The sequence below is a fragment of the Tessaracoccus sp. genome (assembly GCF_016714275.1).
Taxonomy (GTDB): Bacteria; Actinomycetota; Actinomycetes; order Propionibacteriales; family Propionibacteriaceae; genus Arachnia.
Window position 1 is genome coordinate 41,104 of the sequence record NZ_JADJNP010000010.1, and the last position, 25,640, is coordinate 66,743.

Genomic DNA, 25,640 nt, shown 5'->3' on the forward strand with positions numbered 1-25,640 from the left:
GCACGCCTTCGAGTGTGAGTGTCCGCCCGCAGAAGAGATGGGATTTGATCCCTACACCTCGCGCGAAGACGCTCCAGAAACCCGCAAGTAGGAAACACGCTTTCCTGCTATCCTCGCCGGGATGGACCCAGCAACCCAAGCTCAAATTGACGCAGCCCGCAGGCTCAACGGCTCAATCGTCGTGGGCCTCGGCCCTGGTGGCTGCGGCAAGACCGAGACGCTTTCTCGCCTGTCGATGGCGTGTGCGTTTTTCAATGGAATTGGCTGGTACGGCTACGATTCCAACGGCGACCTTCTCATTCACTTGAACCGCGTTTCCGAGGCACACGCGAAGGGAATTCGAGAGGCGCGAACGACCGAAGAGGCAGCACTCCAGCGGCGCAAGCTGGAATTCGCGGAACAGTGCAAGAGCAATCTGTTCCGCGGACCCGCGACGCTGGAGAAGCTCAAAGCGTCGGTGCGGGCCATGATCGGAGAGGGTTTGCGTGCTGTGAACAGCGGCAAGCCCAAGAGTCCTCGCGCGGTTCTGTTCATCGACGAGGCGGGCGCTGTGCGCGATTTCGACGATGAATTCTGGGCTGCGATGCGGCAGGCGCGTAACGCAGGGCTGACGCTCTACTCCACCGGACACCGCCTTGTGGACTATCACCCGAGCGCGCGAACCAACATCCGGCTCCTGATTCTCTGGACTCCTGTTGACGCGAAGTTTTACGACATCAACGGCGTCAAGATTCCGCGTGAGCGATGTACGCCGATCCGCTCGGAGCGCATCCACTACTTCGTCGGCGGCGATCCGACACCGCTCATTTGGGACCGCGGGCGCTATCCGAACCACTATCCCGCTGCGCTCATCACGCCCGCGACGCCAACACAGGGGCGCGTGTTGGGCTTCTGACGAAAAAGCCTCTTTCCTACCTATGGGCCACAACTGGCCCACCTTCCGACACCATTGAACAGGAAAGCTTCTTTCCTATCTTCGCGGCGTGTTAGGTCATTGCCGGTAGCCACAAGGCAAACGACCACCCAACGAGGGAATACGACGATGATCTACGGACAGAATGGCGGACAGCGTTTTCGCTCTGCGGGCGGCGGGGGCCAGTGGGCGCTCGCTTCGCAGACCAGCAACAACCTTGCCGCGAGCGGCAACGTCCAGACGGTGAAGATCCCGCAGAACATGGCGGCGGACTTCCGCAACCGGCAGTGGAACATGCAGGTTCCGGCCATCGGCGTGCGCGTCCAGGGCACCCTCACCAACGACCTCGGGGCCGCAACCCTGAAGTGCTCGCGCCTCCAGCGCGGGAGCTTCGTCAACGTCCAGCTCGACACCCCCAAGCTGACGAAGAAGTACTACCAGACCTTCATGGACCTCGCGCGCTGGAGCTTCGCGGGCGAACTCGTGAACGGTCCCGCCATGCAGCTCGACCAGCACATGAGCACCCCAGGCGGCGTCGCCACGCGCGGCATCCACCCCGAATATCTCGCGCTGCCCGACAACACCCTCGGGGCGGGCCTCTCGACGCCGCTCTCGACCTTCAACCCGTCGTACTTCCCCGGCTCGCGGACGGACGCCTACTGGCGGCAGCTCGAAGGGCTCCTGAACGTGCAGGCCCCTGGCGCGAGCGTCGCGCAGACCGTGGACGATTTCTTCGTCATCCCGCTGTGCGCCTACATGGGCGACCTCGTGGCCGACTCCATCCCGCTCGACACGCTCTGTGACTACGAGCAGCCCTGGCAGATCAACTGCCAGATGAACAGGACGCCGGAAGGCAACCTGATCCACGTCGCCGACGGCGGCGCGTTCTCGGTCACGACCGTTTCGCTGTACGTCTTCGCCGTCCCGCTGCGCCCGACCGACAAGCGCGTCCACGGGATGCCCTGGCAGTTCCGCAACGTCTCGCGCTCGGCGGGCGACCTGAAGTACAACGACGGCGAAGTGGTGCTGTTCTCGGGCACGCTCCCGGCCACCACCGACACCAACGTCACGGACACTGTGGACGCGAAGGCGTACCGCCCCGGCATCGTGTACGGGGAGTTCTCGGGCGACTTCGCCGTCGCGAACTACCTCGACTGGTACATCGCGGGGCAGAACACGTTCCCGAAGTACTACAAGGATCGCGGGCCGCGCCACCTCCTCGAAGAAATCTGGAACCGCCGCAACGGCTTCCAGACCGTTCGCTACCCCGGCGTCACCGGCACCGCGGAGAACGTGCTCCGCTCGGCCCGCGCGTTCACTGGCACCACCGCTCCGACCACGCAGCTTGCCCCCGACGACCTCTCGACCCTCCTGGGCATGGTGTCCCCGTACCCGTGCCGGATGGTCGCCGTCTCTGCGCTGGAGATGAAGGGCTTTCCGGGCTTCGGTTCGCTCGATGCGGGCTGCGGCGCGGCCAGCGTGAAGCTCGAAGGCAACTGGGATTTCTCCAGCGGCCAGTACGCCTACAACAGCCTCGCGAACATGGTGGACATCGTGCTCAACAACGACGCCACCGACCGCGGGATCATCGAAGACCTCGGGCAGAACTGCTGCAAGAACGGCACGGTCACGTTCCTCCCGACGATCGCGAACCCCGACAGCCCCAGCTCGAACATCGTCGCGGGCAAGATCACGAGCTTCGTCCAGAGCGTCCCCGATGCGGTCGCCAACGCGGGCGCTGCGCTGATGAACGCCGGGTCGGGCATCCCGCAACTCTCCGCGGTCGCGCCGAAGGTCTGACCCTCGCGTCTCTCGCCTCAAACGACTCGACCTGATTGGAGCTTGACGTGACTGCGCTGGACCGTGCCCGTACCCGCCTCATGGGGCTTTGGAACACTGTCCAGCGCAGCGCGCACTCTATCGGGTCGCGCGTCCCTCCGTCCGTACAGCGCTTTCTCCCCTACCAATCCAGCCTCACGCCGACCGAACAGGTCGCAATCGCTCAGTGGGCGAACGCGATCCCGTCGCGTGATTACGAGTTCCCCTACACCGTTCGCGGTGTGGCGGGAACCTTTCATACCTCCGTCAACAAACTCCTTTTGATCGACCCAAGCTTTTCGACTGCGGAGCGAGCGATTCGCGCGAAGCTCGACCAATGGGTGCGCGACGGCATTCTTTCGTGGAACCCGCCCGCGCCTGGCGCGGTCGTCCCCCCTCCCGCCGCGCGCAACCTCGTGACGTGGACGAACGACCCCATGCCGTCGGGCATTTGGGGGGCTCCGCTCGACACGCGCCTGATGACGGCGCAGTGGGCGGATTTCGCTCCCTACGGTGGACTGCGAAACACCTTCGATGGCGACACGGGACCGTCTACCGCCATCGGCATCACCGCGGCCTCGGGCGATCTTCTCCCGTCGTTCCCCGTGCCGAACCGCTGGCGCAAGCTCTATCCAGGGCCGAAACTGTTTGACTCCACGTTCCTGTCCGATAGCCGATTCGTGACGGAACTCTCCGACCTCACCACGCAACTTGCCCTCCTCTCGCAAGGCGGCAATGCGGACCCAGCGTGGCATCCGGCGTTCATGTTCTTCAACACGGGGCCGCAGTTCCCTTCGTGGCAGTACAACGAGCCTGCGGGCGTCTACGGGACCGTCTTTCACGAGATTGACGAGCGGTGGCGCGGATACCTCGCGCACCGCTGGGCAGAGCCCAAGCACGGCGCGGCGCGGAACAACACCGGCATCAACATCCTCGGCAACCGCTCCGACGTGTGGAACACCTCGCTCCGCGCGCGGACGCGCTGTTTCACGGCGCACCGCGAAGAGAACACCTACAACGCCGTCCACAAATGGGCGACGCTCACGGTGGCCGATGCGGTGGCCGATTTCTGCCGGTGGGCAAACCTCGCAAGTTTCATGGTGGACCTGGGCGCGAGCGCCCACGCGCACGCCGCGCTGGAGTGCCACAACAGCGTCGCGGGCAAGGCGATGCGCGAGCTTGGGCTTGGCGTCGGATCGCAGCTTGACCGCAGCGTCGGGCGAGAGCGCGACGCGCGCGTCGCGCGGGCGCAGTCCTCCCGCGTCGATCAGCTCAACACTTACATCGCAGGGCTTGAGCTCGCGAACTCGCAAGAGCACGCAGACGCCGTGGACCTGTCCATGAGCATCCTTCGCGGCGGCGCTGTGGCGTCCGCGCAGCTTTTCGCAGCCAATCCCATTGTCGGCGGGATCGCGGCGGTTGTGACCGTCGTGGGTGCCGTCGTGGCGTGGCTGGCGGCGGGCGGCGCTGGAGCGCGCAAGACCCCCGAGTTGCGCTACGTCAGGGACGGCGCGGCGAAGGTCCGCGACAAGGACGAGGGCGACGATCCCAACGGAGACGTTTTCGGTGGGAATATGTACCCGTGGACCCGCGATGAAGCGATCCGCGGAACGCCAATCATCCGCGTGGCTGACGCTTCTGGAAGGGTGATGTGATGGCTTGCCGAGGAACAGAGACGAAGCGGTGGAACCAGACGCACATGTTTGGCTTCATGGAAGCCAACGCCGCGAACCTGAAGCGCGCCGCGCGCCGGTTTGATTTGTCAGGACAGGGGCTTGAAAGCCTCAACGTGCGGGTGCGTGTCACCTTCGACCCGCCCGCGAACCTCGTCGGCGCACCGATGGGCGATGGCTTGCTGGTGTACTTTGTTCGCTCCCGCCTCGACGTGGGGCAGGGTCGCGATTGGACGCTGGGCGAGGAGCCCGTTGTTCTCGTGACGCCGGGACAGTATTACACCGCGTCCGCGCAAGGTCGTAACTGCGCTGGGAGCGTGAGCACGACGGGGATTGACGGAATCGAAATCGTCAACGCGACAGACGTAGACCTGTCCAACGTACAAGTGAGTTTCGAGGCTGTAGACCAGCCAGTGAGGGAGCGCGAAGGAACATGAGCGACACGGGGAAAATCATTCTGGCGGTCCTCGGGGCCGCTTTGGTTGTCGGGATTGTGGTTGTGGTGGCGAAGCCCTCTACGCCGTCGCCCGACCAGAACTTCACGCCGGATCAGAACGCCCCGCCTGCGGAGTCCAATAACCCCACCGCGAGTATCGTTCGCGGCGTGGGTGGTGCGCTGCATGACGTGCTGGGCTACCTGAGCGAGAACGCCGACCGCACGGCACGGCGCGAGCGTGACGCCGCCGACCGCGCCGAACGCATCGCCGCTCGGGAGGGCACGCTGGGCCTGTCCATCCCGAAGACGCCCGACGGCTCGGCTGGAACTCCGACGCAGCACGCCTGACCCGTGTGTGATAGGTTCCGACAAGAAAGACACTTTCTCCCCGTAACGGGGATTCAACCGAGGAAACGACCATGATGGACATGATGAAGAAGATTGGCAGCAACCCCTACGTCCTCGTCGGCGGCGGATTCGCCCTTGGCGTGCTCGCCGGATACATGGTCTTCAAGCCGAAGACCACGACGCCGCCCGCCGCCCCCTGAACGACCATGAAGGCGAAGCACGTCATCGGCGCGCTCGCCCTGGTTGGCGTGGGCGCTGGCCTCTGGTGGCTCCTGCGACCGGAAACAGCGCAGGAGCGCGCGGCCTTGCAGCCCACGGCGGAAGAAATCGCCGCGGGCGAGTACACACCAGAGCAAGAGGCGGCAGGCACCGCGGCGAAGAAAGCCTACTCGCGAGAGCTTGCCTTGAAAGAAAGCGGCGCCCTGATGGCGCAGGCATAGGAGAAGGTTCAATGGGTCCGCTTTTGATCGCACTCGCCGCCGTTGTCGCGGCCTACGCCTACGGGCGACAAGCCGCGCACATGGCCGAGAAGGGCCTCGACGTTTTCGGTGATCCCGTGAAGGGATCGGCAACGAAGACCGAGACGACGCCGGGAACGCCAGAGCACACCGACAAGCACGCCGAAGCATCCGACGACGCGGCAGCGGAACTCGCGCGGCTGCGGGCGAAGAACGCAGACCTCGTGACAGAGCGAGACGGGCTCTTGCGCGACCGCGACGCCGCCTCTGCGAGCGTGGCGGCTTTGACGGAACAGCTCCGCATCGCCATTGCATCGGGAGACGGACGGGCCGCAGACATTCAGCGCCAGCTCGCGGATGCCCGAGCCTCGTTTGAGCGCAAGCTCGCGGACGCGAACGCCGCGAAAGAAGCCGTTATCGCCAACGCCAATGCGGCGGCGGCGGCGGCGGATGCTCGCGCCCGAGCGCAGGCCGAACTTCTCCCGCGGCGAGGCGAACTCACCTCGCAGAAGAACGCCCTTGCGGCTGCGATGGCGAACCTCGCCACGCAGATTGCGGCGCGCGTGGCCGAACGCCTCACCCTGGCGCACGGCATCCCCGACTATCAGGTGCTCACCGGCTGGCGCATCGCCGGAGACGACAATGCCGGAACGGAGCGCGCCGACACGGGCGGCGCTCGCGTGTTGCTTCTGTCGTCGCCGGAAGGGTCGGCTGTCCAGGGTGATCGGCAACGGCTTGCGGCGGGGTATCCGGGGGGCGACGCGCACGCTGACGTGCGGCTCATCTCGGATGACGTTTCCCGTTCGCTTACGCGCCTCCAAGACCTCACCGACGAGCTTCGCCAACTCTCCGCGCAGATGAACATTGCCAAGTCACAACTTGACGCCGTGAGCACCGAACTCGACACGATCAACACCGCGCTCTCGGGCAACGGCGGTGGCCTCACGCGCTCCGCGTCGTTCCTCGCGGACATGCTCTTTCAGAGGCACTGAGCCATGAGCGCCGAGAACATCCGCATGGGCGAGTATTGGCACTGCTCCTACTCGTTCAACGTGAGCCCTGCGCTCGCGTCGCGGTTCTCGATTGCCGTCATGGCAACCGAGATCACTCGGCGCTTCACAGGGCTCGGGCTCGCAACGTCGGAGGACGGTCGAAGCCTTGCGCCGTCGGGGCACGCAAACCCCGAAGTGAAGATCATTCCCCTGTCGCGCGTGATGGGCCGCAAGGTCATCAGCGTGGACCTGTGGGTAAAGGTCGGAGCTTCCGCGGTGGCAGGAGCAGCGGCAAACCGCGCAGCGGCGGAAGCCTTCAAGGTGGCCTCGCGCGACACGGGCCTCTCCGCAGAGCGCATCGCGGGCGGACTCAACACCTGTTCCGACCTGACCGAGTGGTTCCGCACGCCGGTTGTGCGCACTGCGGGCGCGGCGGTTGGTGTCAACTTTCTTATCCTGCCAGCAACACTCACCGCCGCAGCCGCAGCCGCAGCCTACCGGCGCTCAACCGGACAGGATGTAACGGTAGAAGCCGTACTTGCCACCGCATGCGCAACCTACGAGCCTTTTCAGGCGGGGCACGCGCCGCCCGAGGCAACCATTACGGGCGGCGGCGGCGTGCTGGGAACGGCTGGCGCGGCGGTGGCTGCGGGGCCGATTGAGCAATCCACGACGCCGGGACAGGTAGGCACGTCGCCTCCCGCGTTTCACGTCCCCGGCTTCGAGTGGCCCATCAGCGCGGCGGCGATCCAGTGGACGCTCATCGGCCTCGGTTCTGTCGTCGGTCTTTTCATCATCGGCTACACCGCGCGCGGTGTGTCGGGTCTGATTCGTGAGGTGAAGTGATGGCTGCGCTCGCTCCTGGGAAGTACAGAATCACGCTGTTCGCGTCGCTCGGCAACGAGAACGCAGGGCGTTTCAGCCGCGCGCGTTTCGATGACGCCATCGCGGCAGCGTGGAGCGCGTCAGGGACCGATGTGTCGCTCGACGGGAGAACGCGCAACCCCAACAGCACCGTCGCCAGCGCTCGCAACTGCGGGCGTGTGGAATTCCGGGCTGCGATCAACATTGTCGTCAAGGCTGGATCGAGCATCCAGAAGATCGACCTGATTCGAGACGTGGTGCGCGCGATGGGCACGGCGGGTGCCATCGTCCGCAACGCAGCCATCGAACAGGTGTGGTTCTCAGGCCGTCCCGCTGCGGCGGACACCGCTTGCACCGCCGACATCACTCGCGGCAGCTTCTCCGTTTCTCGAACGGGCGCTGCGCCCGCCGTGCGGACGGTGCGGCCTGCCGGCGCTGCGGTGCCGGTGAGCGTGCCGGTGGACCCGCCCGCGCCGCCGCCCGCGCCCGTGCCCGTCCCGGCCTCGGAGCGCATCGCGTCGGGCGGATCGACCGTGACGGACGCGACTGAGCCCGAGGCGCGCGGGCAGACCCAAAGCCTCGTCTCGCTCTCGACCATCACCGACAGCGCGGCCTCGGTGGGCATCCCCGGATGGGCGCTGGGCATCGGTCTTGGCGTGCTTGTCTTCGGCCTCGGCGCGGGCGTGTTGATGGTCATTGCGGGCGCTTCGGGTGTGGCTGCAAAGCGGGCGAGGGGATAATCCCGTGAAAGAGGGAGATGCGTTCTTGCTTGGGGTGCTCGCGGGCGCGCTGGGCGTGCTCGTCGTCGCCCCGTACACGACGCTCTTTCTCTTGCGCCATTCGCGCATCGTGCGAGACGCCACGCGCTACCGCCTTGAAAACGCCGTTGACCAGAAGATCGGGAAGGCTGTCGCGGAGGCTCGGCGCGGCCAACGCCCGCTCGCCCGCGCTGCGGTCAACCTCGCCGTGCCGATCATCGAGACAGCGAGCGGCCAGAGCTTTCCGGCGTTCGTCCACAACGAGGTCAGCACGCAAGGCGTCATCGCAGCCTTCGCGGCGTTCGACATTCCCAACCCCTGAGTAAGCCATGAGCCCCGAAACAGAGAAAAAGATCCTGATTGTTGGCTGCGCTGTCGCCATCCCGACGCTCGCGTATCTGTTCCTCCGCATGGCGGTCCAGATGAACGCGCGGCAGGGCTCGCTCACGCCGGGATCTACTCCCGTCACGGTCCTTACCACGTCACCCACGGGACCGTGCCGCGCCGTGCCGCATTGGGATTTTCATCTTCGCCCGCAGATGCAGATGGGCACTGAGAACTCTCAGAATTACCCCGTCGGCACGGAGGTCCAGATCCTCCAGGCTCCGCAGGGCGCGCTCACGCGGCGCGGCGCGAAGATGTACAAGGTCAAGGTGCTCCGCGACGGGCGCGAGGGCTTCATTTTCCTGTACGACAACGAAATCGTGGGCGACTGCCGCCCCGCATGAGAAGGAAGTAGATTCAATGCTCGGCGCGCTCCTCGGGGCCGCGCTCGACGCTTTCATCATGCACAAGGTTTCTGGCTGAAAGGACACAGAGAACATGAGCGCAAAGAAGGTACTGGTTCGCAACGAAGACGGGAGTACGTCTCTCGTCAATTCGAAGGGTGGAGGTGGGGCCGTGACTGGCGCAACGGCTGCGGATGGTACGGGCGCGTCGGGCGCGACCGAACCATCGTTCACGGGCGCAACCCCGACCACGGCGACCGACGAGGCTTTGGCTGGAACCGGCTTCGCCACCGTCGGACAGACGGTGACGACGACGGCGAATTTCATTGCAGGCAACGACGAGTTCAAAGGCATGTGGCTCATCACCGCCACGCAGCCGCCGTGTCTGATCCACAGCAACGATGCGACCATCGGCGCGCTCGGTTCACCCCTCGTGATGGGCGTGTTTGGCGCAGCACCGCCGACCAGCGCAGAAGCGTTCAAGATTCTTCGGGTTCCGGTTCCTGCGGGTTCCGTCGCGTCGCACACGCACACCGGACCCTCGCACACTCACGCTGCGGGCACGCTCGCCGGTCCCGCGCACACGCACACCGTCACGTCTCCCTGAGCGCCTTCGCGGGAAATCCGCGACCCCCCCTGTCAGACTCCTGTTTGCTGTAGCGTCAATCCAGCATGAGCGACCACGCACACACCTGGGAGCCCCTCCAGGGGCACACGGCCCTCTACCTCTGCGCCTGCGGCACGGTGGGAAAACGCGACATTGCCCGTCGCGGCATCCACGCGCTCAAGACGAAGCGTGCCCCGTCAGAGTCCACGGTGGGTTTCTGTCATGGCGTGAGCACACAGAAGGCAAACGCCTTCATGGAGGAGAATTTCAACGGCTGGGCAGATTTCGGATCGCGCTACTAGCGCCGACGAATCAGCCACACGCCCGCGAACGCGGCTGCGAGGCTCACTAGGGCGACGCCGCCCATCACCAGGGGCGACGGGCCTCCAGCGTCTTCGTAGGGCGCAGGCGCGTCATCTGAGGGCGTCGCCGCGGGGGATTGCTGGGTCCGATACCAAGGCAGAGCCATCGCGCCCGCCTCTGGCGTGATTTCGACGTGTGGATGGTCGAGGTGCGGAACCGTGCCGGTGTAGGGCGCGAACCGCTCGGCGGGCGTCCGCGCGCCCGCGTTGAACTTGTAGCCCGCCCACACGATGAATTGGACGCCGAAGCGCTCCGCGTTCGCCGCGAGGTAGTTGGCGATTTGATCCCCGTGCGCGTGATCCGGCTGGCGTCCGAGCTGGGCGACCATGAAATCAATCGCGCGACCCGCTTGGTGCATGTCCAGCCGTTGCGTGTCGAGCATCGGGCGCGAGCGTCCCGGCATGTATGTCTGCCGAATGAAGGGGAACCGCCCGACGATGTGCGCGCGCAGCACGCGCAGTCCGGGGGTGATGGGGAGCTGTGTGCGCGTCGCGCCGCGATGCTCGGGCGGAACCTCGCTCCGCAGTGGGGCGTTGCGGTAGACGACGCGCGCACCGCGGCCTCCTGCGACGGCTTCGGGGCTCGGACTCCAAGGCGTGAAGGTGTCGGACATGGGGGGAGTCTGACAGAAAAGACGCTTCTCCCCGAAAGCGACAGCCACGGTTGACGGTTTCTATCGTCGTGAGCAACCTCTGCAACATGACACCCAAGCTCACCCTCCGCGGGACCGATGGCCTCGCAGAAGAACTCATGCACCACGCCCTTCTCGAAGACGGAGAAGAGGTTACGATCCTCGGGCCTTCAAGCCTTCAAGAGACGGTTGAGCACATCATGGAGTCGCGATGCTTCGACCCGACGACGGGCAACCTGTACTGCGGCTCAAACCGCACAATGAGCAAGTGGAGGCCCGCCGTGCAGCGGTTTACGGCTCGGGCGGTAAGGTCATGGATGTGGCTCAACGTCGAGGAGCACCGAGACGCGCGCACGGCCATCGTGAACCTCACGTCGCTCGCAGAAGCCTGCGCAAATCACTACGGACAGGCGGACGAAGACGGGCCGCTGGACGATCCTGGGCACTGGATTTGGGAGTGCGCTGTGGAGTTTGAACAGTGAAACCCCACTTCTACCGCGGCGGGGGTTGGAGCAACAGCGTCCCGTCGAGGGTGCGCGCGGCCAATCGCAGCAGGTACGCCGTGTCCGATCGGCACAGCAACCTTGGGTTTCGTTGCGCGCGGGTGGAGGTGGGGCCGTGACCGTTCAAGACATCATGCGCGCTGCAATCCTCGCAGAGACGCGATCGGCACTTCGGGACGCGGGCGGCAATCGCACGCGCACTGCAAAGGCGCTCAACCTCTCCAAACAAGCTCTGTACGGGCGGCTGGAGATGTTCCCCGAACTCGTGAGGGAGTTTCCGGCAACGCAGGGCAGGCCCGAGAAGCGCGGGAGCGAGACGTGACGTTCTGCGTCTACTTCGGCGGAAGCTGTTTTTCGACCCTTGTGTCGAGGTTGCCTACAGCCAATCACGACAGGGGAGACGTGTTCTCTTGGGGCCTCAGCCTCGGGTTTCGTTGCGCGCGTCTGGAGGTCGGGCCGTGATCGCACGCGTCCTCCGCGGCGGGAGTTGGGTCAGCAACGTCCCGTCGTGGGTGCGCGCGGCCAATCGCTTCAGGAACGCCGTGTCCGATCGGTTCTTCAGCCTTGGGTTTCGTTGCGCGCGCGTGGAGGTGGGACCGTGATTATTGTTGCGCGTGGCTGTTCTTGGCATCGAACAGGGTGGTGGAAACCTTGCATCGCATACAGCACCACGTCAGCTTTTAGCGGAACAGGCTTGCGCGTGCGACGATTGGAGGTGGGGCCGTGACGCTCTATACCTACCGCGGCAAGAGCTGGGGTAGCGTTTTTCCGTGGTCGCTCATGGCTCATCGCATCGGCGGGGTTGTGTCTGATCGGTTCTACAATCTCGGGTTTCACTGTGTACGGCTGGAGGTGGGGCCGTGAGGTATCGCATCGGCAGTGAAACCATCCTCGGTCAAAGCTGGCGTAGACTGCGCGCCGAGTACCGCGGCTTCACTTGCGAGAAGGATCTACCAGGGAACGACCGAGGCTTGCGCGTAATGCGCATGGAGGTCGGACCATGACGCTCAAAATAGTTCCCATCACGATCACTGAGGCGCGACGCTTGGAGGTCGAGCCGCGCGCCGAGAACCTCCCGCTGCTAGCCGCGATGGACAATCGACGTACAGAAAAGCCCTAGAAAACAGGCACAGCGCAAGAAAAGTATCCACCGCGCTTGACTCTTTTGTGGGGGCGATCTAGGTTTAGTTCACCGGGGCAGAGAACGCGCCGGATGGAGCACTCGTGAAACTCATCGACAGCCTTCGGGTACAGCTCATGTCTCTGATGGCAATTCACCCCGTCATCGCCTACAAACTGTTCTCCGAAGTGTGGGGGCAGGTTCGCGAGACGAACGGCGAGATTGCCTACATCCACCTTCGGACGCTGGAGGACCGCGAAATCGCGGTGCTGTTCGCGGGCGGCTTCATCCGCGGCGGCGAAGGGTTCGAGAAGACCGTGGAGCCTATCGTCGTGGATGCGATTCAAGAGTGCGTCCAGGGCGTCAACACCAGCATGGAGATTGTGTGATGAACGATCTGCGAGTTCTCGACGGCGACGAGGTGCTCTACGAAAGCACCATTTCTACAGGGAGTGCGCGAGACGCGCGCAAGGTGTCCAAGACCGTCGCGGCGCTCTACGCGCTCGGCGGTCGTGTGGAGGTCCGCACGTCGCGCGGCTGGGAACCGCGACGGGTGATTCAGACAAGCCGCTGGCGGTACTACACACGAACCGTGCGAGGTGTGCTGTGACCGGAGAATTCTCAGGCGCGAAGGGACTGCGGGCACGCATCTACGTTTACGACGCGGCGGCGCGCGTTGGGACACCAGACGAGCGGTATGGCGGCTTCTACCCCGACCGTCCGTTGGTCGCCTATCTGCTCGACAAGCGAGAGGCGCAGGGCGACCGCAAGGCCGGGGATGTGCTCCGCGCTGCGGGGCTGTAGACTCTAACGGAGGTCAAGATGGTGGACGTGGAGCCTTCTGAGCGAACGCTCATCGGGATTCCGGTCGTGGACGAGCGGCGCAACCTCCGTTTCGTCTACGCCCGTCCCGAGGGCATTGACTCCCCCGAGGGGGAAATGGTGCTCGGTGAGGCGTGGGAAAACGCCACGGGCGACACTCTCATTCAACTGCGTGGGATGGCCGTGTTCCGCGCCCTCCGCGTCCCACCCGCCCCCTGAAATAGAAAACTCTCTTTCCTGTGGCCCACAGGCGCGGTAGGTTCCGCGCATGGGTCGATCCTACACAAACGGCAAGCCTCGGGTCTACGCACGCGAAAAGCTCCCCATGCTCCGCGGGCGCAACGCGGAGTTGATGGCGCTTTTGAACCACGACGTTCCGGTCGTGTTTCCCGAGGGTGATGCCGCGTTCCTGGCGGCGGCGTTCCTCGGATTCACGTCCTTTTCGGACGGCTGGACTGAGAACACCACCGAGGGCGTACTGACGCAGCCATTCCACGAGGTTGGGCTGTTTCAGGTGCCTGCGGGTGCGCGTTCTGGCCCCGCTCCGAACACCGCAGGCAACGCCGCGTACAGCGCGCTCGCAGCCTCCGAGCCGGTCAAGCGATGCCTCGGCGGGCGCGCGGCGACCACGGCCCCGAACGGCTGGAAAGCGGCACATGCCGATCAAGTGGCGGTGGGCATCGCGAACCTCCGCCGAGACGAGGCGACGCTGCGCGCAATGCTTCCCACGGGCCTCGCGGGCGACGCTCGCGGCTGGAGCTACTGGCGCGTCGCCACGATGTTTACAGCGTTCTCCCGCGGACCTGGGCAGGCAAAGGCTGTGCTGATGCCGTTCGCCGCCGAACTCGCGCGCACCGACGAAGCCCGCCGCTGGCGGAAGTTTCGCGAGCTTGTGGTGCAGGCCATTGGCTCGGGCGCGACGGGAATCGGCGCGCGGCAGGGCAAGATGGGCGCGGCCTACGCCATCGTCCGCACCGAACAGAAACTCGAAAGCGGCGTGCTCGCGGCGCAACAGCTCGGCCTCGCAGGCGCGGGGGGCTTCACCGAGCGGTACGTCTCGCCGGGAGATGATCCCGCCGAGGACGCCATCGCGCGCTGTGCCTACGGAGTGTCGGCGGTGAGCGTGGCACAGGCGGCGGTCGAGACGGCTGCAAACGTCGCGACCATCGCGACCGACGCGGCCTCTACGGGCGGCGGTAAGGTGGTTCTCGGGGTACTGAGTGCGCTCGCTGTCGGCGGCGGCGGGATTGCGCTCTACAGGAGCGGCAAATGAGCGACGAACACGGCGACCTCGATCTCCGGGCCGAAATGCTGGGCGAGGACACTCGGAGGGCGCTGGGCGTGCTCGCGCTTCTCAAGGCGCGGAAGGAAGCCGCGGGACGGCTGGAAGCGACCGAAAAGCAGGCCGACCACGCGCACGACACCGCGCACCGAGCGCTCGCGCTCGCAGAGCGCACCAGGGATGACGTTGACGCGCTCACGAAGGCTGCGGCGGGCGATTTGAGCGCGCTTCGGTCGGAGGTGCTCACCGTCTCGCTGATGGCGCTTGGCGCGCTCCTGGGCGTCTACATCCTCGGGCAGATGGCGCAGGCGCAAGCCGGCGCGATCGAAAACCTCAACGAAGAACTGCGCGCCTTGCGCGCTGAGGTGGCGCGATGACAAAGGAGTGGCTCAAGGCATTTGGCTTTGTGCTGGGCGGCGCGGCGGTGCTGGGCTTCGTCGGGTACAAACTCGGCCATCCGTTCGTCGGAATCGGGCTCGGCATCGGTGCAGGCATGGCGATCAACTACAAGCGTGAGTGTCCGGTGTGCATGGCACACCTTGCGGCGCTTCGCGCGGGAACGGGTGCGTGATGGAAACCTTTGACGAAGCGATCCGGTTCCTCTCGGAACTATGCGACGAGCACAACGCCATGATGCGGTCGAAGCATTGGCTTCCGACGGGCGGCAACCGCGAGATGCACGAGCGGCGTGAACTCGGCATCTGTGATGCCCTTGTGATCCTGCGAGAGCACAACGACATGCAGGAGGGGCGCATTGAAAGCCTGACGGCTGCGCTCAACGAACGGGACGACGAGCAAGAGCACGTTGACGTGTTCGCGGACGAGCCAGAAGACAAGGGCAAGGCCACGGATTTCGGAGACGAAACCGAGGCGATGGAGCGGTTCGAGAAGGCACAACGCGAAGCCGACACGGGCAAGGCACCCGCGGAGAAGACCGACAACTGTGAAGCCTGCGGCCAACCGATTCGCGAACACACCACCGACGAACTCGCGGACTGCATGACGATGACCGAGATGGGCTACAAGCGCGAGACGGCGGGTGAACCCGAGAGCGAATCCTGCGCTCCCTGCGCTGCGGCGCGTGCTGCGGCTGCGGCTGACGCCGCGCTGGAGGGCTGATGGAAGCCGAGAAGCCTTTGGACCTGTCTCTGATGGAGGCCATCGCGGAAGCGCGACGCGCGGGCGGTCTTGTGCCCTGGCGCGAGGGCAAGCTCACGGGAGAGGTGGACGGAAACGGGGCGATCCGCGGCGTAAAGCGCGAATGGATCATGCCTGAGTGGGGAAAGCGTCTTTTCTCACATGAGCTTGTCAAGGGACAGCTCGGCAAGGCCACCGTGCGCGGCGCGATCCGCGGCGGCGCGGTCATCCTCGGCGGCATGGCCGGATACCGTTTCGGCGCTCGCTCCGCGCGCATGGTCCAGGGCGCTGTGATCGGCATTGGCGTTGGCGAGCTTCTGGCCGAGGTGTTTACGTCCCTCTGGATGGCTCACGAGCGGGCTGAGAAGGCCGAACGCGTCGAAGGTGAGATGAAGGGCGCTCGACCGACACAGCCGACCCGCAGAAGCCTCTCCCAGCCCGTGCGCGGGCAGCTTCCCCAGCCACAACCTCAACCTCGGATCGTCGCCGTTGCGCGCGGCGGACCCTCTGCCATCGCATGAGCACCCAAAAAACACTTCTGATCGTGGGCGGCGGCGTTGCGGGCCTCGCGGTGCTCTCCGTCGTGGCGTTTCTCGTCGCGCAGAGGATCGTGCGGGATGCCGCACAGTCCGCAGTCCAGAACGCAGCCGGTGCCGTGGTGCGCGACGCCGTTCGTGCAGGGCAGGGGATTGCCAATTCGTTCCCCGGCTCGCGCGACGTGCGAGAAGAGGCGCTTCAGGCCATCGCGAACTCGCGATTGCGCTTCGGGGAACTCCGAAGCGTCCGCACGCCCGAGGAGTGCGCGGCGCGTGGCGGGCGGTGGGGATGGCCCGAGGACGGAACTCGGGGCGGTAGGCAGGGTTGTCAACTCACCGGCACAACCAGCACGGCGCTCTACATCCCGACTCCACAACCACCCACACAGAGAGCCTGAAGAATGAAAAGCACCGTTCGCTTCGCCCTGGTGAACGTCGGAGCGAACCCGATCACGGCAATGGACGTGCAAAGGTCCATCGGCGGGCTCTACGTCCCCGATGACGCGATGAACACGGCCATCGCCGCGAAACTCCCGCTCGCCGCGAGTGGGAACATCGACATTGAATACACGCGCCCCATTGGCGATTCGCTACAGGTGAACATCACCAGCGCGCTCGGGGCCGATGTGGAATGGGCGTACTACATCGACACGCAGGGCACACAAAGCGGGCCGGTGCCGTCGTGAGCGGTGACTCATATTTGAATGGAAACCCCGTAGGGAACGGGGCCGGTGGCCCCATCACCGCCGCGGACATCACCGACAGCACCAGCGTGGGCCGCTCGGTGCTCACGGCGACCGACGCGGCGGCGGCGCGCACTGCGCTGGGCGTCACCGGCGTCAGCGCAGGCGCGATCGCAGACCTCTCGAATGGCGGCGACCCCGCCAACGCCTTTCACCTGCTGGAGCCCGCGGGCGCGTTTGCAGACCATGGGAGCGCGCCACAGACCCTGACGGTGACCGGCGCGTTTCGCCGCGCGCGGCTCGGCCCTCGCGCGCTGATTCCCGCAGTCTGGCCCCCCGTGTCTGCGGTGGGCTCGCTCTCGTTTCCTGCGTCGATCGGCTACAACGGACCCTTCTCGGTGGGCCTCACGATCCGCGGCAACGGCGAAGCCCCGCCGTCGGGCTCAATCCTTCAGGCCACAAGCGGCGGAAGCGTGCGGCATGAGGTTTTTTTCTCAGACCCGGCAAACCTCAACGCCAGAATTTTCAGCACCGCCGGCCCCGTATGGGGCGGCACGCCGTTCGCGATCGACACGTCAACCTCGCACCGCATCGTCTACACGTTCGCCTATCCCGGCGGCGCGGTGTGGATGGATGGCGCGCTCGGTACGGCTGTTTTTGGGTACCCGAACGACCTCGCAGACATGATGCTCTGTCTTGTGGACTGCGCAGGCATCAGCGCTTGCGACTTCGATTTCTGGCCGGGCGTCGTTCTCACCACCGACGAGATCGCCGCCGACTTCGAGCGCTACGCGTCCTCATTCCGGTACTGATGTACACCCCCTGACCCCCACGCGCGCCCCGCGCTGGGGCGCAGGAGTTTTCTGTGCAGGCTTTGATTCCGTGGATTCCTGCTCTAATGGCGTTTTTTGCCATTGCCGTCGCCTGGGGGAAGAACGAGGCGCGCGTCGCAAAGGTCGAAACCGACAACGACGAACACAAAAAGGCTCTCTCCGCGGAGTTCAAGGCGCAACGCGAGGAACTCAAGAAAGACCTTGAGAATCAACGAACCAAAGCCGAGGAAACAGCGCGAGACATTGCTGCGAAGATTGAGCGAGAAAAGACGGACTCCGATCATCGTTGGCAGAGTATCATTGCAAAACTCGAAAACGAGCTGACGGCGCAGCGTGAATCTTCCGAGAAGAGAGGTAGCGATACCGTCGCTCGCTTGGACAGAATTCTGGACAAGGGAGAAGACACCACGCGCAGGGTGATGCGCGTGGAGGATCGCGTTGTCTCTCTTGACGAGAAGTATGCGGGGCTTATTGAAAGTACAAGAGACACACTCGAAGGCGCGATCCGTCGCATTGATGCGATTGACCGCGTGCTCCACACTGGAATCCACGAGAAAAAGATATGAGACAAGGAATCGTTGATTTGATCGGCCAGATTGGGGCCGCAATGATCTTGGCGCTCCTCGGAATGGTCCTCACGGCCATTCGGGCGCACGTCAAGAACAAGATGGCGCAGGATGCGATGGCGTTCCTGGCGGCGACCACCGCGACGGTCGTGTCGGGCCTTGCCAACGAGGTGCGGAACCTCAAGAACCCCGGCAAGCCGGGGACGTGGACCGCCGCGGACAAGGCCCGCATGGCACTGCGCGCGGTGTCGGACGTGAAGCGCCTCGGCGCGCACGCAATCACCGCGTTGCAGGACGTTCACGGGCTCTCGCAATCCAGCGTGGACACGTTGCTCACGTCGCTTGTGGAGTCCCAGGTAGAGGAGCTTCGGCGCGGCGGCGCGGAGAGCACCACAATCCCGCTTCCGTCGGCTGAGTGGCTGGCAGCGTTCGGACCTGACGGGCATCCCGCGGACAGCGGTGCTCCCTTGGTCGGCGTTCCGTGCGGCGGCACGGGAGGCTGTGGAGACTGCGGCGGCGGCGCTTGTGCGCCCAAGCCTTCGCCCGAGGAAAGCGCGCACACGCAGGGTGTGATCGACGCCGCAGCGCGCTCGGCTTCGCAGGGTCGCGCGAGCTTCGGCGGGTTGGTGTTCTGCTTTGCGGTGTGCGTGGCGATGGCGGCGTGCCCCCTGGTGCGCGAGGGTGTCATGCGTGTGACGCCGGGAGTGCCCTCGCCCTCGGGCTGCACCGCGAACACCACCCGCTGCAACGGGAACGTGCCTGAGTCGTGCTCGGCCTCGGGGCGATGGTGGGCCGTGACGCCCTCGGGAGAGGGCTGTGTGGGCGTGTGCCTCGTCTCCGACGCGGGAGCCTACTGCGCGCCCGCAGACGCCACCCAGGCCCCCTTGCGGGACATGGACGCGGGGCTGTGATGGAGCGCGCCGTGAGCATCGCCGGACAGAGCACGACCGGCAAGACCGCAACGATGACCATGCTCGCAATAAGCATGGCGCTGGGCATGGGTGTGATTCCCGTGCCGACGCCTCCTCTCCGCGAGTACGAAGAACAGGACCGATGGGCGAGGCTCACGGGACCGCAGGCACGAAAGACGCCGCGCGATCACGCTGCCATCGCGGCGGCGCAGGCGCGACAAGCACGGAAGAACGCCCGCAGGCTGCGGGAGATGGGGCATGGACGATGAAGGCGCTCAATCCGATCACGATGGAGCTGGCATGGAAGATCGGAGACGACATGGCGGCGCGGCGCGGCTCCGTGCTCGCTCGACCGAAAGACGTTCGCCGGGAGGCGGTGCTGATGCTCCTGGCCGCGGGGCACAAGATGGGTGCGGGAGGCTGGAATCTGGCGCACGCGCAGAAGTATGTGAGTGTCACGCTTCCAGGCGTTCCGAGCCTCGCCGCGGATGCGCTCGGCATGATTCCCTACGTCGGTGCGGCGCTGTACGAGGTGGCTTCGGACCTTCGGCAGACGACGACGTACCTGTCGCCCGCGGCGTGTGAGACGGGGCTCGACCTGTGCGACGCCATCGCGCACGAGATGGGCCATGTGGACAAGATCAAACAGGGCGGGCTCGTGTGGTGCGCTGGATACGGCATGGTGCCCGAGATCCGCGTCAACGGGGAGGTGCCCTGCTACGGGCAAGGAACCGTCGTGCGCTACGCCGTGAACGGCAGCGACCCGCACGCGCTCTGCGAGGGCGATCTGAAGGCGCTGGAGGGCTACGGGCTGGGCGATGCCGAGATGGCGCAGGCGAGGGCCGCGCTGGGCATCGTGGAGCGCACGCTGGCGGCGGGCGGGAGCTTCGGCGGGCCGTGTCAAGAGGTGCTCGCGGCGCTCCGCGAAGCCGGTTGCATCTGAGCCGCACTACCGCGGCTTTCCCTCTTCAACGATGCTGATTGTCGCTTCGTTCTCTGGCCTCCAGTGCCACGGGAGCGAAGCGGGCCACTCGCGGTCGATGCTCTCGGCCATGCGCTGCACGGCATGGAACGGGACGCCGTGTGCGTTGCGCGCGTGAGCCATGATCGGGTCAACCCGAAAGACGTGGATCACGACCTTGTGTTCGTGCGCGAGGGCCAGAGCGATGTAGGGCGCGGCCTCCATCACCGTCGAGTTCGTGTTGTCCACGAACAGAATGCTGTTCTGGAGAGCTCCTGCGAACCCTCGCAGGCATTGGCGGTGTGCAAGCCCGAGGTTTTCAGGACGAAAGCGATACACGCCGTCAACCATCATGGCGTCGTCAGCCGAGAAGATCGGCCAATCAAAATCCATGCGCGTCTGAGCGAGCTTGCGCGCCAGCGTGCTCTTGCCTGAGCCGCTGGTCCCAACCATGATGTGAACGGTCATTGTGAAGCTCCCCCCCAACGCTCGAACCGAGCGATGCCATTCAGTCGGCGCGTCTCTTCTCGCGCGTTGTCCTTCTCGGCCTGTACCTCGTCTTGGCAGGCCTTTGAACACACGCCGTTCCCACCGTAGTTCTCGGAGGCGCAGTCGTCGCAGTAGACGACTCCGCACTCCTCGCACGTCCGCCGCAACGTCAGGCCGCAGCACGGACAGAACACGCACCAGAACGAGCCGCAGCCACGGTTCGCTCCGGGGTTGTCGCGCCATGCTGCACGCTTGAGGGCGCGGTTAGAAGCGCGATCGTGGAGCGCCTCCTGGGCGTCGATCACGCGAGCGCGGAGCGGGTGACTCGCCGGGACAGAACCGCTCAAGAGCCATTTCGTCCCGAGGGCCACCGCCAAACGCTTCTCGGCCAGCGTGAGCGAACGCACGCCCGCAGCGATGCCTAGAAACGACAGTCGCGCGGGAGGAATCGGCACAGCGATAGAATGAGAAGGCCCCACGGGGGGCCAATCATAGTCGGACGGGTACTGCTTTGCGGACAGCATTGAAGCCTCGCGCCTCTCTCGGTCATCGGCACCATGCCGACGTGCAGGGCTCCCCAGCGTGCAGGGGTAGGCTTTGAGCCCCGAGCCGCATTGCGGCCAGCGTCGCGCCGTCTCTCGACGGTGCAAGGCTTCAATCGCGCGACTCGTATCCGTCGCGGATGCGCTCACGAAGGTTGTGGAGGTGCGTCTCGCACTCCACAAGGATGCCGAAGCCCGATTCAAGCGCCTCGGCCTCGTGGCGCTCCGCGAGGGCTGCAAGCTCCTCGTTTTCGGTCGCGGCGTTGACACCGATGTCCTCGGCGCGGTCTTCGTCCGCAAGGTGCTGAAACCAATCTGACGCGTCTCGTGCTTGCATGATTTCCTCAGTGAATGGTGATGGTGGAGAGCACGTTGTTGCGCCCGTCGCGCTCGGTGATGACCATGCCACGGGCGGTGTCCTCGGCGGTGAAGAACACAGGGCCGGACGAGACAGCCCCACAAGACAGAAGCTCCTCGGCCTCGTCTTGCTGCATGAGATAGTGAGCGCGAATGGCTCCGATGCGGGCGATGGTTCGGTCAGTCATGTCCTCGGTCCTTTCAGAAAGTGAGACGCTCTAGGTTGCTGGAGTCTGACAGTCAGGCGATGATTTTGACCTTCGCGCCCGCGAGAGCCATCGCGTCGGCCACCATGCGGACGGTGCTCTCGGGGCCATCTTGCCCAAGCGCAACCAACTTGAGCACGCGCATCTGGTGAGCGACGAACCGCTCCACATCGGGCGAGCGCGGCGCGCCGGCACGCACGAAGACGTGTGCAGCGGCGGCGAGAATCGCCGCAGTCAAGAGGGCCTCCGTCTTCTGGACGGTGCGCGCAGACGGCGGGGCGGTGACGATGATTTTCACGGCGTGCTCCTGTGACGCTCTAGGTTGCTGGAGTCTGACAGCTCGGAACTCGCTCGGAGCCGCGTGAGGTTCACGCGGACCCGCGCAAGGCCCGAGGCTCACCAGCCGCAGCGCATCTCCGCTTCGCGCTCGCGCTGAGACGAACGCTCCTCTCGCTGCCAAGCGTGCAATCGCAGCATGAGTTCAGGCGCGTTGTTCGCGTCGTCGGGCATCGCCACGACGCGACGCCCCTGACACTCGCAGCACGTCACGTCGTAAGAGCCCGCGAAGTACTCCTCGCGGAATTCAGGATCTTCGTCGAACTCCTCGGCGGTGATCCCGTGGGCGTCAACGCCGGGGTTGACGTGGCTCCCGCGCCCGTTGCACGTCCCGCAGACCTCGTACACGAGACGAAACGCCACCGTGCCATCGCCGTCTTCGCCGTCGAGCATTTCGACGGGAACCAGGGCCACCATGCGAGCCTCGTTGAACTCAGTACCCTCGGGGAAAACCCCGTTGCCAAAGGCCGCAATCCTGTCTCGCCTGTCCATAATGAAACTCCTTTGCGTTGATCCGCAGACCCCTTGCGGGGTTTCGCCCTTCCGGGCTCCTCAGTGCGGAGAGACTCAGACGTGATGGTCCCGCCCGACGAAATCCCCCTTCTTCTCGTCCCACACGACGACGGACGCCCCGGCGTTGAGGTAGGTGCTGCGGATGTTCCGCACGACGGGCTTCGCTCGCATTCCCTTTGCCACCGTCTCGACGGCGAGCACCTTCACGTTGCCGTTTTCCGCGGTGGCACACTCGTCAATGACGGTGATGCGCCGACCGTCAACCTCAATGCGAACCTGTTGATTCATGGTCATTCCCCTCACTTGACAGTCAAGATGCCGTTGACGGGCAGTGCGTCCAGACGGATCGTGATGGACCCGTCGTTGTGAACGGTCGCGATACCGATGCAGACGGAGACAAAGCCACGTCCAGGGCGTTCTACGTCGGTGTATGCGCGCTTCTCAGCGGGCGGCTGTCGGCTGTCGGCGGTGTTCACGGTGGGCTCCTCTCGGGGCGTTCCCTGCCCCGGTGAACGGACAGTAGATCCTCCCGACGGAAGTGTCAACCGTGCCTGATACTTTTCTTACGTTGTGCCTGTTTTCTAGGGCTTTGCGCGCAGAAAGATTCTTCGTCGCTAGCGTCGCCCGGAGCGTCTGCTAGCCTCCTGGGGTGAAAATCGGCTTTTCTGGCACTCGACGCGGCATGGCGAACGCTCAGATGCGCGCAGTGCGCTCAATCCTCGTGGCGCTCGCTCCCTGCGGGGAGCTTCACCACGGCGATTGCGTGGGCGCGGACGCGCAGATGCACCGGCTGTTCGACCGCGAAGGCAAGCGCATCACCATCCACCCGCCAACGGACGCAAAGCTCCGCGCGTGGTGTGAGGCGAACGGGCTGACGACGCAGCTCGCCGTCGTGCGCTCACTCGACCCGCAGCCCTACCTCACGCGCAACCGCGCCATTGTGGACGCCTGCACGGTGCTCCTGGCCGCGCCGCACGGCGTCTACGGAGAGAGGCTGTCGGGGACGTGGGCGACGGTGCGCTACGCCCGCTCGACCGCGAAGCCCCTGGTGATCGTGAGGCCCGACGGCTTCGCCCGCGCAGAGACGGTGCTCCCCGGCATCGCGGAGAAGCTCGCGCCGTGGACGTTCCCGACGCTCGACCCGCGCGCAGACGGCTACACCGACCTCGCGCACCGCAAGATGATCTGTGCCTTACGGCGGGACTCGGGCGTGTTCGTCCAGCAGGCCGCGCGCCTCTTCGGCGTCTCGAAAGATGACTACACGGCGCTGGAAGATGGCTCTCTCGGACTGATGGAGCGCGATTGGGGCGCGCTGGTACGCACTCTCGAAAACTGGCCCGTGGTAGGCTCCGCGCCATGAGCGATCACTACCCAGGCGCAGCGTTCCCCGACGACACCGCAGCCTTCCGCGCAGAAGGCGCAGCCGCGAGGGAGCGCGCCCGCGCGATGGGCGCTGCGGCTCGACTCGCAGGCGAGTCCGACATGGTGTGCCCGTGGCCGACCGGCATGGGGCTTTCTGCGGCGTGGCTCGATGGGTACAAGGGAACAGCGCCCGCCCCCGAGAGCGCGCCTCAGAAGCGCCGCCAGAAGGCTCCGCAGTCGCACGGCTTCGAGATGCGCGCGTCGCCCGCGGCGGTGAAGCGCGCTGCGGCTCGACGGGAGGGGCGAGCGTGAAAGACGGAGAGCGTCGGGCGCGCATCGCCGCGCAATGGTCCATGCCTGCGGTCGGCGCAACGCTGGGCTTCGTCGTGGGCTACTACGGCATCGGGCGCGTTCACACGCACGGCTTCGGCGGCATGGCGGTGGGCTCCCTGGTTGGGGAAGCGCTGGCGATTCTGCTCATGGTGCCTGTGAACGAGGAGCGCGCGGAGCGCGAGCGCGCGGCCAACGATGCGCTCAGAGCGCAAATCGCGCAGAGCATCGCGCGTCTCGGCGGACAACGAACGTGAGCATGACGCCCGCGTTCGGTCAATCATGGGCAACGTCCACGCCCCTTGCTGTCCATGAATGGCTTGAAGGAACGCGCACCGGATTGCGCTTCATGCGTTTGGAGGTTGGGCCGTGATTCCTTGCAATGAAGCATCTTCGCTCTATGGATTGGCGTTCAAGTCCAAGAGTCCAGAACTGGGAGCGTTTTATCGTCCAGCCGCAGACGGATTTACTTTTGGAGCGTTCCCACATGAAAAAGATGTGTCCATCGGAATCAGGCTCGTGCGCGTAGATGTTGGGCCGTGAAATTCATAATCGGCATGTGCTGGATATACGACAAGCGCGACCTTGCGATGCTCTTTACCGAGAACGGCAGAGGTGATCTTTCGGCAACGTGGCAACCGACAGGCCGAGACAACGAGACGGGCCTGCGCGTTGTGAGAGTGGAGGTTGGGCCATGACGGCGTGCTCGACGTGCTCAGGCGTTGCGGTGCTCGTGCTCGGCACGGCCATCTACCCTCACCGTCCAGAACTCGCAGAGACGCCATTCTGGCGCTGCGAAGGCTGCGGCGGGTACGTTGGCTGTCACCCCGGCACGGAGCGCCCGCTTGGCACCTGTGCGGGGCCGGAATTGAGGCGCGCTCGGTCGCTCCTGCACGTCAAGTTTGACCCGCTGTGGAAAAGCGCTCCGACGGGCAGGCTGCGCTACTTCGCTCGCGAGGCGGCGTATGCGCTTCTCTCGGAGCGCATGGGTGTGGAGCGCGTACACTTCGGGGAGATGGACCTCCCGACGTGCAGGGCAGCGTGGCGCGCTCTTGACGGCATCACCGACCGTGATGTGCTTGACAAATCCAATTCCATGAGTTTTCGCGCTGTCCATGCAGAGAATCGCTCATCGCGCAAGGCCCCCTAGTCGCTTTCCCTGTTTCACGTGCAACACTGGTAAGTGCCTGTAATCATTGAGCTTTTCGCCAGGAGGTCCCCAACCGACAAGAAAGATGCTTTTCTAGCCCTTCACGGCTCCTATCCAGTGAGCCAGCAATCTCGCGCCTGCGGGCGTTGAGGAGTGAGCTTCCAAGCTCCGTTGCCGGATCGTAACCGTGAAGGGCCGTCGGGTTCTCCCGGCGTGTGTCACACAAGCCCCTAGCAAGAGGCTCCAGTCCTAGCGCACTCCAGAGACGGCTGGCTACCGAGGAGTGGATCACCCTGCGTCGCGCACCCTTGAGGTGGCTACAGCGCGATGAGAGGTCGAGGTGGTAGCCCCACCCGTAGCGGCCACACGCTACAGCGCTCCCCGGAGCGGATCGCCTGCGGTGCAGCAGGCG

Annotated in this window: 45 protein-coding genes; 38 read left to right on the forward strand and 7 right to left on the reverse strand. The window is 65.1% G+C overall.

Annotated features, from left to right (window positions below; translation table 11 throughout):
• Nucleotides 1-121 precede the first annotated feature (121 nt).
• The 13 genes from IPJ61_RS20430 to IPJ61_RS20490 all read left to right on the forward strand — a co-directional run bounded on the left by IPJ61_RS20430 (nucleotide 122) and on the right by IPJ61_RS20490 (nucleotide 9,897).
• On the forward strand, nucleotides 122-895 hold the full coding sequence (locus IPJ61_RS20430) for a hypothetical protein (protein ID WP_297112231.1): 774 nt from the start codon (nucleotides 122-124) through the stop codon (nucleotides 893-895).
• 147 nt (nucleotides 896-1,042) lie between these two features.
• Nucleotides 1,043-2,713 (forward strand): hypothetical protein, encoded by a 1,671-nt coding sequence (locus tag IPJ61_RS20435; RefSeq protein WP_297112233.1) that lies wholly within the window; start codon nucleotides 1,043-1,045, stop codon nucleotides 2,711-2,713.
• A gap of 47 nt (nucleotides 2,714-2,760) precedes the next feature.
• On the forward strand, nucleotides 2,761-4,386 hold the full coding sequence (locus IPJ61_RS20440) for a hypothetical protein (protein WP_297112235.1): 1,626 nt from the start codon (nucleotides 2,761-2,763) through the stop codon (nucleotides 4,384-4,386).
• Nucleotides 4,387-4,442: 56 nt separating this feature from the next.
• Entirely contained in the window at nucleotides 4,443-4,841 is a 399-nt protein-coding gene (locus tag IPJ61_RS20445; protein ID WP_297112236.1) for a hypothetical protein, read from the forward strand.
• Complete coding sequence (locus tag IPJ61_RS20450; protein WP_297112238.1) at nucleotides 4,838-5,188, forward strand: hypothetical protein; 351 nt, start codon at nucleotides 4,838-4,840, stop codon at nucleotides 5,186-5,188. The genes IPJ61_RS20445 and IPJ61_RS20450 overlap by 4 nt, the downstream gene beginning before the upstream one ends.
• Before the next feature lie 206 nt (nucleotides 5,189-5,394).
• Nucleotides 5,395-5,628, forward strand: coding sequence for a hypothetical protein (locus IPJ61_RS20455; RefSeq protein WP_297112240.1), 234 nt, complete (start codon nucleotides 5,395-5,397; stop codon nucleotides 5,626-5,628).
• Nucleotides 5,629-5,639: 11 nt separating this feature from the next.
• On the forward strand, nucleotides 5,640-6,638 hold the full coding sequence (locus IPJ61_RS20460; RefSeq protein WP_297112242.1) for a hypothetical protein: 999 nt from the start codon (nucleotides 5,640-5,642) through the stop codon (nucleotides 6,636-6,638).
• Nucleotides 6,639-6,641: 3 nt separating this feature from the next.
• Nucleotides 6,642-7,484, forward strand: coding sequence for a hypothetical protein (locus IPJ61_RS20465; protein ID WP_297112244.1), 843 nt, complete (start codon nucleotides 6,642-6,644; stop codon nucleotides 7,482-7,484).
• Nucleotides 7,484-8,242, forward strand: a complete 759-nt coding sequence (locus tag IPJ61_RS20470; RefSeq protein WP_297112245.1) for a hypothetical protein — start codon at nucleotides 7,484-7,486, stop codon at nucleotides 8,240-8,242. Before IPJ61_RS20465 ends, IPJ61_RS20470 begins: the two co-directional genes overlap by 1 nt.
• 4 nt (nucleotides 8,243-8,246) lie before the next feature.
• Nucleotides 8,247-8,582 (forward strand): hypothetical protein, encoded by a 336-nt coding sequence (locus IPJ61_RS20475; protein ID WP_297112246.1) that lies wholly within the window; start codon nucleotides 8,247-8,249, stop codon nucleotides 8,580-8,582.
• A 7-nt stretch (nucleotides 8,583-8,589) separates the two neighbouring features.
• Complete coding sequence (locus tag IPJ61_RS20480) at nucleotides 8,590-8,988, forward strand: hypothetical protein (RefSeq protein WP_297112247.1); 399 nt, start codon at nucleotides 8,590-8,592, stop codon at nucleotides 8,986-8,988.
• 94 nt (nucleotides 8,989-9,082) lie between these two features.
• Nucleotides 9,083-9,595: a hypothetical protein gene (locus IPJ61_RS20485; RefSeq protein ID WP_297112249.1), complete on the forward strand. Its 513-nt coding sequence runs from the start codon at nucleotides 9,083-9,085 to the stop codon at nucleotides 9,593-9,595.
• Between the two features lie 65 nt (nucleotides 9,596-9,660).
• Nucleotides 9,661-9,897: a hypothetical protein gene (locus IPJ61_RS20490; RefSeq protein ID WP_297112251.1), complete on the forward strand. Its 237-nt coding sequence runs from the start codon at nucleotides 9,661-9,663 to the stop codon at nucleotides 9,895-9,897.
• Here IPJ61_RS20490 and IPJ61_RS20495 read toward each other — a convergent pair.
• A complete protein-coding gene (locus IPJ61_RS20495; RefSeq protein ID WP_297112253.1) occupies nucleotides 9,894-10,571 on the reverse strand; it encodes a hypothetical protein in 678 nt (225 codons plus the stop codon). The genes IPJ61_RS20490 and IPJ61_RS20495 overlap by 4 nt on opposite strands.
• Before the next feature lie 86 nt (nucleotides 10,572-10,657).
• Here IPJ61_RS20495 and IPJ61_RS20500 point away from each other — a divergent pair, with 86 nt between their 5' ends.
• The 20 genes from IPJ61_RS20500 to IPJ61_RS20585 all read left to right on the forward strand — a co-directional run bounded on the left by IPJ61_RS20500 (nucleotide 10,658) and on the right by IPJ61_RS20585 (nucleotide 19,925).
• Nucleotides 10,658-11,071, forward strand: coding sequence for a hypothetical protein (locus IPJ61_RS20500; protein WP_297112255.1), 414 nt, complete (start codon nucleotides 10,658-10,660; stop codon nucleotides 11,069-11,071).
• Nucleotides 11,068-11,211 carry an SUMF1/EgtB/PvdO family nonheme iron enzyme gene (locus IPJ61_RS22460; RefSeq protein WP_366506005.1) on the forward strand — a complete coding sequence of 48 codons (144 nt, stop codon included), beginning with the start codon at nucleotides 11,068-11,070 and terminating at the stop codon, nucleotides 11,209-11,211. The genes IPJ61_RS20500 and IPJ61_RS22460 overlap by 4 nt, the downstream gene beginning before the upstream one ends.
• On the forward strand, nucleotides 11,208-11,414 hold the full coding sequence (locus tag IPJ61_RS20505; protein ID WP_297112257.1) for a helix-turn-helix domain-containing protein: 207 nt from the start codon (nucleotides 11,208-11,210) through the stop codon (nucleotides 11,412-11,414). The genes IPJ61_RS22460 and IPJ61_RS20505 overlap by 4 nt, the downstream gene beginning before the upstream one ends.
• A gap of 136 nt (nucleotides 11,415-11,550) precedes the next feature.
• Entirely contained in the window at nucleotides 11,551-11,694 is a 144-nt protein-coding gene (locus IPJ61_RS22465; protein WP_366506007.1) for an SUMF1/EgtB/PvdO family nonheme iron enzyme, read from the forward strand.
• Between the two features lie 622 nt (nucleotides 11,695-12,316).
• Nucleotides 12,317-12,601, forward strand: a complete 285-nt coding sequence (locus IPJ61_RS20510) for a hypothetical protein (protein ID WP_297112259.1) — start codon at nucleotides 12,317-12,319, stop codon at nucleotides 12,599-12,601.
• Nucleotides 12,601-12,822, forward strand: a complete 222-nt coding sequence (locus IPJ61_RS20515; protein WP_297112261.1) for a hypothetical protein — start codon at nucleotides 12,601-12,603, stop codon at nucleotides 12,820-12,822. The genes IPJ61_RS20510 and IPJ61_RS20515 overlap by 1 nt, the downstream gene beginning before the upstream one ends.
• Nucleotides 12,819-13,016 (forward strand): hypothetical protein, encoded by a 198-nt coding sequence (locus IPJ61_RS20520; protein WP_297112263.1) that lies wholly within the window; start codon nucleotides 12,819-12,821, stop codon nucleotides 13,014-13,016. The genes IPJ61_RS20515 and IPJ61_RS20520 overlap by 4 nt, the downstream gene beginning before the upstream one ends.
• Nucleotides 13,017-13,034: 18 nt before the next feature.
• Complete coding sequence (locus IPJ61_RS20525) at nucleotides 13,035-13,253, forward strand: hypothetical protein (RefSeq protein ID WP_297112265.1); 219 nt, start codon at nucleotides 13,035-13,037, stop codon at nucleotides 13,251-13,253.
• A gap of 133 nt (nucleotides 13,254-13,386) precedes the next feature.
• Nucleotides 13,387-14,307 carry a hypothetical protein gene (locus IPJ61_RS20530; RefSeq protein ID WP_297112266.1) on the forward strand — a complete coding sequence of 307 codons (921 nt, stop codon included), beginning with the start codon at nucleotides 13,387-13,389 and terminating at the stop codon, nucleotides 14,305-14,307.
• A complete protein-coding gene (locus IPJ61_RS20535; RefSeq protein WP_297112269.1) occupies nucleotides 14,304-14,693 on the forward strand; it encodes a hypothetical protein in 390 nt (129 codons plus the stop codon). The genes IPJ61_RS20530 and IPJ61_RS20535 overlap by 4 nt, the downstream gene beginning before the upstream one ends.
• Nucleotides 14,690-14,887, forward strand: a complete 198-nt coding sequence (locus IPJ61_RS20540) for a hypothetical protein (protein WP_297112271.1) — start codon at nucleotides 14,690-14,692, stop codon at nucleotides 14,885-14,887. The genes IPJ61_RS20535 and IPJ61_RS20540 overlap by 4 nt, the downstream gene beginning before the upstream one ends.
• Nucleotides 14,887-15,435, forward strand: coding sequence for a hypothetical protein (locus IPJ61_RS20545; protein WP_297112273.1), 549 nt, complete (start codon nucleotides 14,887-14,889; stop codon nucleotides 15,433-15,435). Before IPJ61_RS20540 ends, IPJ61_RS20545 begins: the two co-directional genes overlap by 1 nt.
• Nucleotides 15,435-15,974: a hypothetical protein gene (locus IPJ61_RS20550; RefSeq protein WP_297112275.1), complete on the forward strand. Its 540-nt coding sequence runs from the start codon at nucleotides 15,435-15,437 to the stop codon at nucleotides 15,972-15,974. Before IPJ61_RS20545 ends, IPJ61_RS20550 begins: the two co-directional genes overlap by 1 nt.
• Entirely contained in the window at nucleotides 15,971-16,387 is a 417-nt protein-coding gene (locus tag IPJ61_RS20555) for a hypothetical protein (RefSeq protein WP_297112277.1), read from the forward strand. The genes IPJ61_RS20550 and IPJ61_RS20555 overlap by 4 nt, the downstream gene beginning before the upstream one ends.
• Before the next feature lie 3 nt (nucleotides 16,388-16,390).
• Nucleotides 16,391-16,675, forward strand: a complete 285-nt coding sequence (locus tag IPJ61_RS20560; RefSeq protein ID WP_297112279.1) for a hypothetical protein — start codon at nucleotides 16,391-16,393, stop codon at nucleotides 16,673-16,675.
• Between the two features lie 98 nt (nucleotides 16,676-16,773).
• Entirely contained in the window at nucleotides 16,774-17,484 is a 711-nt protein-coding gene (locus tag IPJ61_RS20565) for a hypothetical protein (RefSeq protein ID WP_297112281.1), read from the forward strand.
• A gap of 53 nt (nucleotides 17,485-17,537) precedes the next feature.
• On the forward strand, nucleotides 17,538-18,071 hold the full coding sequence (locus IPJ61_RS20570) for a hypothetical protein (RefSeq protein ID WP_297112283.1): 534 nt from the start codon (nucleotides 17,538-17,540) through the stop codon (nucleotides 18,069-18,071).
• A 17-nt stretch (nucleotides 18,072-18,088) separates the two neighbouring features.
• Nucleotides 18,089-18,982 (forward strand): hypothetical protein, encoded by an 894-nt coding sequence (locus IPJ61_RS20575; protein ID WP_297112285.1) that lies wholly within the window; start codon nucleotides 18,089-18,091, stop codon nucleotides 18,980-18,982.
• 11 nt (nucleotides 18,983-18,993) lie between these two features.
• Nucleotides 18,994-19,251 carry a hypothetical protein gene (locus IPJ61_RS20580; protein WP_297112287.1) on the forward strand — a complete coding sequence of 86 codons (258 nt, stop codon included), beginning with the start codon at nucleotides 18,994-18,996 and terminating at the stop codon, nucleotides 19,249-19,251.
• Nucleotides 19,248-19,925: a hypothetical protein gene (locus IPJ61_RS20585; RefSeq protein ID WP_297112289.1), complete on the forward strand. Its 678-nt coding sequence runs from the start codon at nucleotides 19,248-19,250 to the stop codon at nucleotides 19,923-19,925. The genes IPJ61_RS20580 and IPJ61_RS20585 overlap by 4 nt, the downstream gene beginning before the upstream one ends.
• A gap of 6 nt (nucleotides 19,926-19,931) precedes the next feature.
• Here the strand turns inward: IPJ61_RS20585 and IPJ61_RS20590 are convergent, their stop codons facing one another.
• Nucleotides 19,932-20,411 (reverse strand): AAA family ATPase, encoded by a 480-nt coding sequence (locus IPJ61_RS20590; RefSeq protein WP_297112291.1) that lies wholly within the window; start codon nucleotides 20,409-20,411, stop codon nucleotides 19,932-19,934.
• Nucleotides 20,412-21,137: 726 nt separating this feature from the next.
• Between IPJ61_RS20590 and IPJ61_RS20595 the strand changes: the two genes are divergently transcribed.
• Complete coding sequence (locus IPJ61_RS20595; protein WP_297112293.1) at nucleotides 21,138-21,293, forward strand: hypothetical protein; 156 nt, start codon at nucleotides 21,138-21,140, stop codon at nucleotides 21,291-21,293.
• A 25-nt stretch (nucleotides 21,294-21,318) separates the two neighbouring features.
• Here IPJ61_RS20595 and IPJ61_RS20600 read toward each other — a convergent pair whose 3' ends face one another.
• From IPJ61_RS20600 to IPJ61_RS20620, 5 genes are all read right to left on the reverse strand, one after another.
• Nucleotides 21,319-21,519 carry a hypothetical protein gene (locus tag IPJ61_RS20600; protein ID WP_297112295.1) on the reverse strand — a complete coding sequence of 67 codons (201 nt, stop codon included), beginning with the start codon at nucleotides 21,517-21,519 and terminating at the stop codon, nucleotides 21,319-21,321.
• 52 nt (nucleotides 21,520-21,571) lie between these two features.
• Nucleotides 21,572-21,835, reverse strand: coding sequence for a hypothetical protein (locus IPJ61_RS20605; protein ID WP_297112296.1), 264 nt, complete (start codon nucleotides 21,833-21,835; stop codon nucleotides 21,572-21,574).
• Between the two features lie 98 nt (nucleotides 21,836-21,933).
• On the reverse strand, nucleotides 21,934-22,365 hold the full coding sequence (locus IPJ61_RS20610; protein ID WP_297112298.1) for a hypothetical protein: 432 nt from the start codon (nucleotides 22,363-22,365) through the stop codon (nucleotides 21,934-21,936).
• 75 nt (nucleotides 22,366-22,440) lie between these two features.
• Nucleotides 22,441-22,674, reverse strand: a complete 234-nt coding sequence (locus tag IPJ61_RS20615; RefSeq protein ID WP_297112299.1) for a hypothetical protein — start codon at nucleotides 22,672-22,674, stop codon at nucleotides 22,441-22,443.
• Nucleotides 22,675-22,685: 11 nt separating this feature from the next.
• Complete coding sequence (locus IPJ61_RS20620) at nucleotides 22,686-22,862, reverse strand: hypothetical protein (protein WP_297112301.1); 177 nt, start codon at nucleotides 22,860-22,862, stop codon at nucleotides 22,686-22,688.
• A 206-nt stretch (nucleotides 22,863-23,068) separates the two neighbouring features.
• Here IPJ61_RS20620 and IPJ61_RS20625 point away from each other — a divergent pair, with 206 nt between their 5' ends.
• From IPJ61_RS20625 to IPJ61_RS22470, 4 genes are all read left to right on the forward strand, one after another.
• Nucleotides 23,069-23,746: a hypothetical protein gene (locus IPJ61_RS20625; RefSeq protein ID WP_297112303.1), complete on the forward strand. Its 678-nt coding sequence runs from the start codon at nucleotides 23,069-23,071 to the stop codon at nucleotides 23,744-23,746.
• A complete protein-coding gene (locus IPJ61_RS20630; RefSeq protein WP_297112305.1) occupies nucleotides 23,743-24,060 on the forward strand; it encodes a hypothetical protein in 318 nt (105 codons plus the stop codon). Before IPJ61_RS20625 ends, IPJ61_RS20630 begins: the two co-directional genes overlap by 4 nt.
• Complete coding sequence (locus IPJ61_RS20635; protein ID WP_297112307.1) at nucleotides 24,057-24,335, forward strand: hypothetical protein; 279 nt, start codon at nucleotides 24,057-24,059, stop codon at nucleotides 24,333-24,335. Before IPJ61_RS20630 ends, IPJ61_RS20635 begins: the two co-directional genes overlap by 4 nt.
• Before the next feature lie 437 nt (nucleotides 24,336-24,772).
• A complete protein-coding gene (locus tag IPJ61_RS22470) occupies nucleotides 24,773-25,228 on the forward strand; it encodes a zinc-finger-containing protein (RefSeq protein WP_366506015.1) in 456 nt (151 codons plus the stop codon).
• The last annotated feature ends 412 nt before the right edge of the window (nucleotides 25,229-25,640 follow it).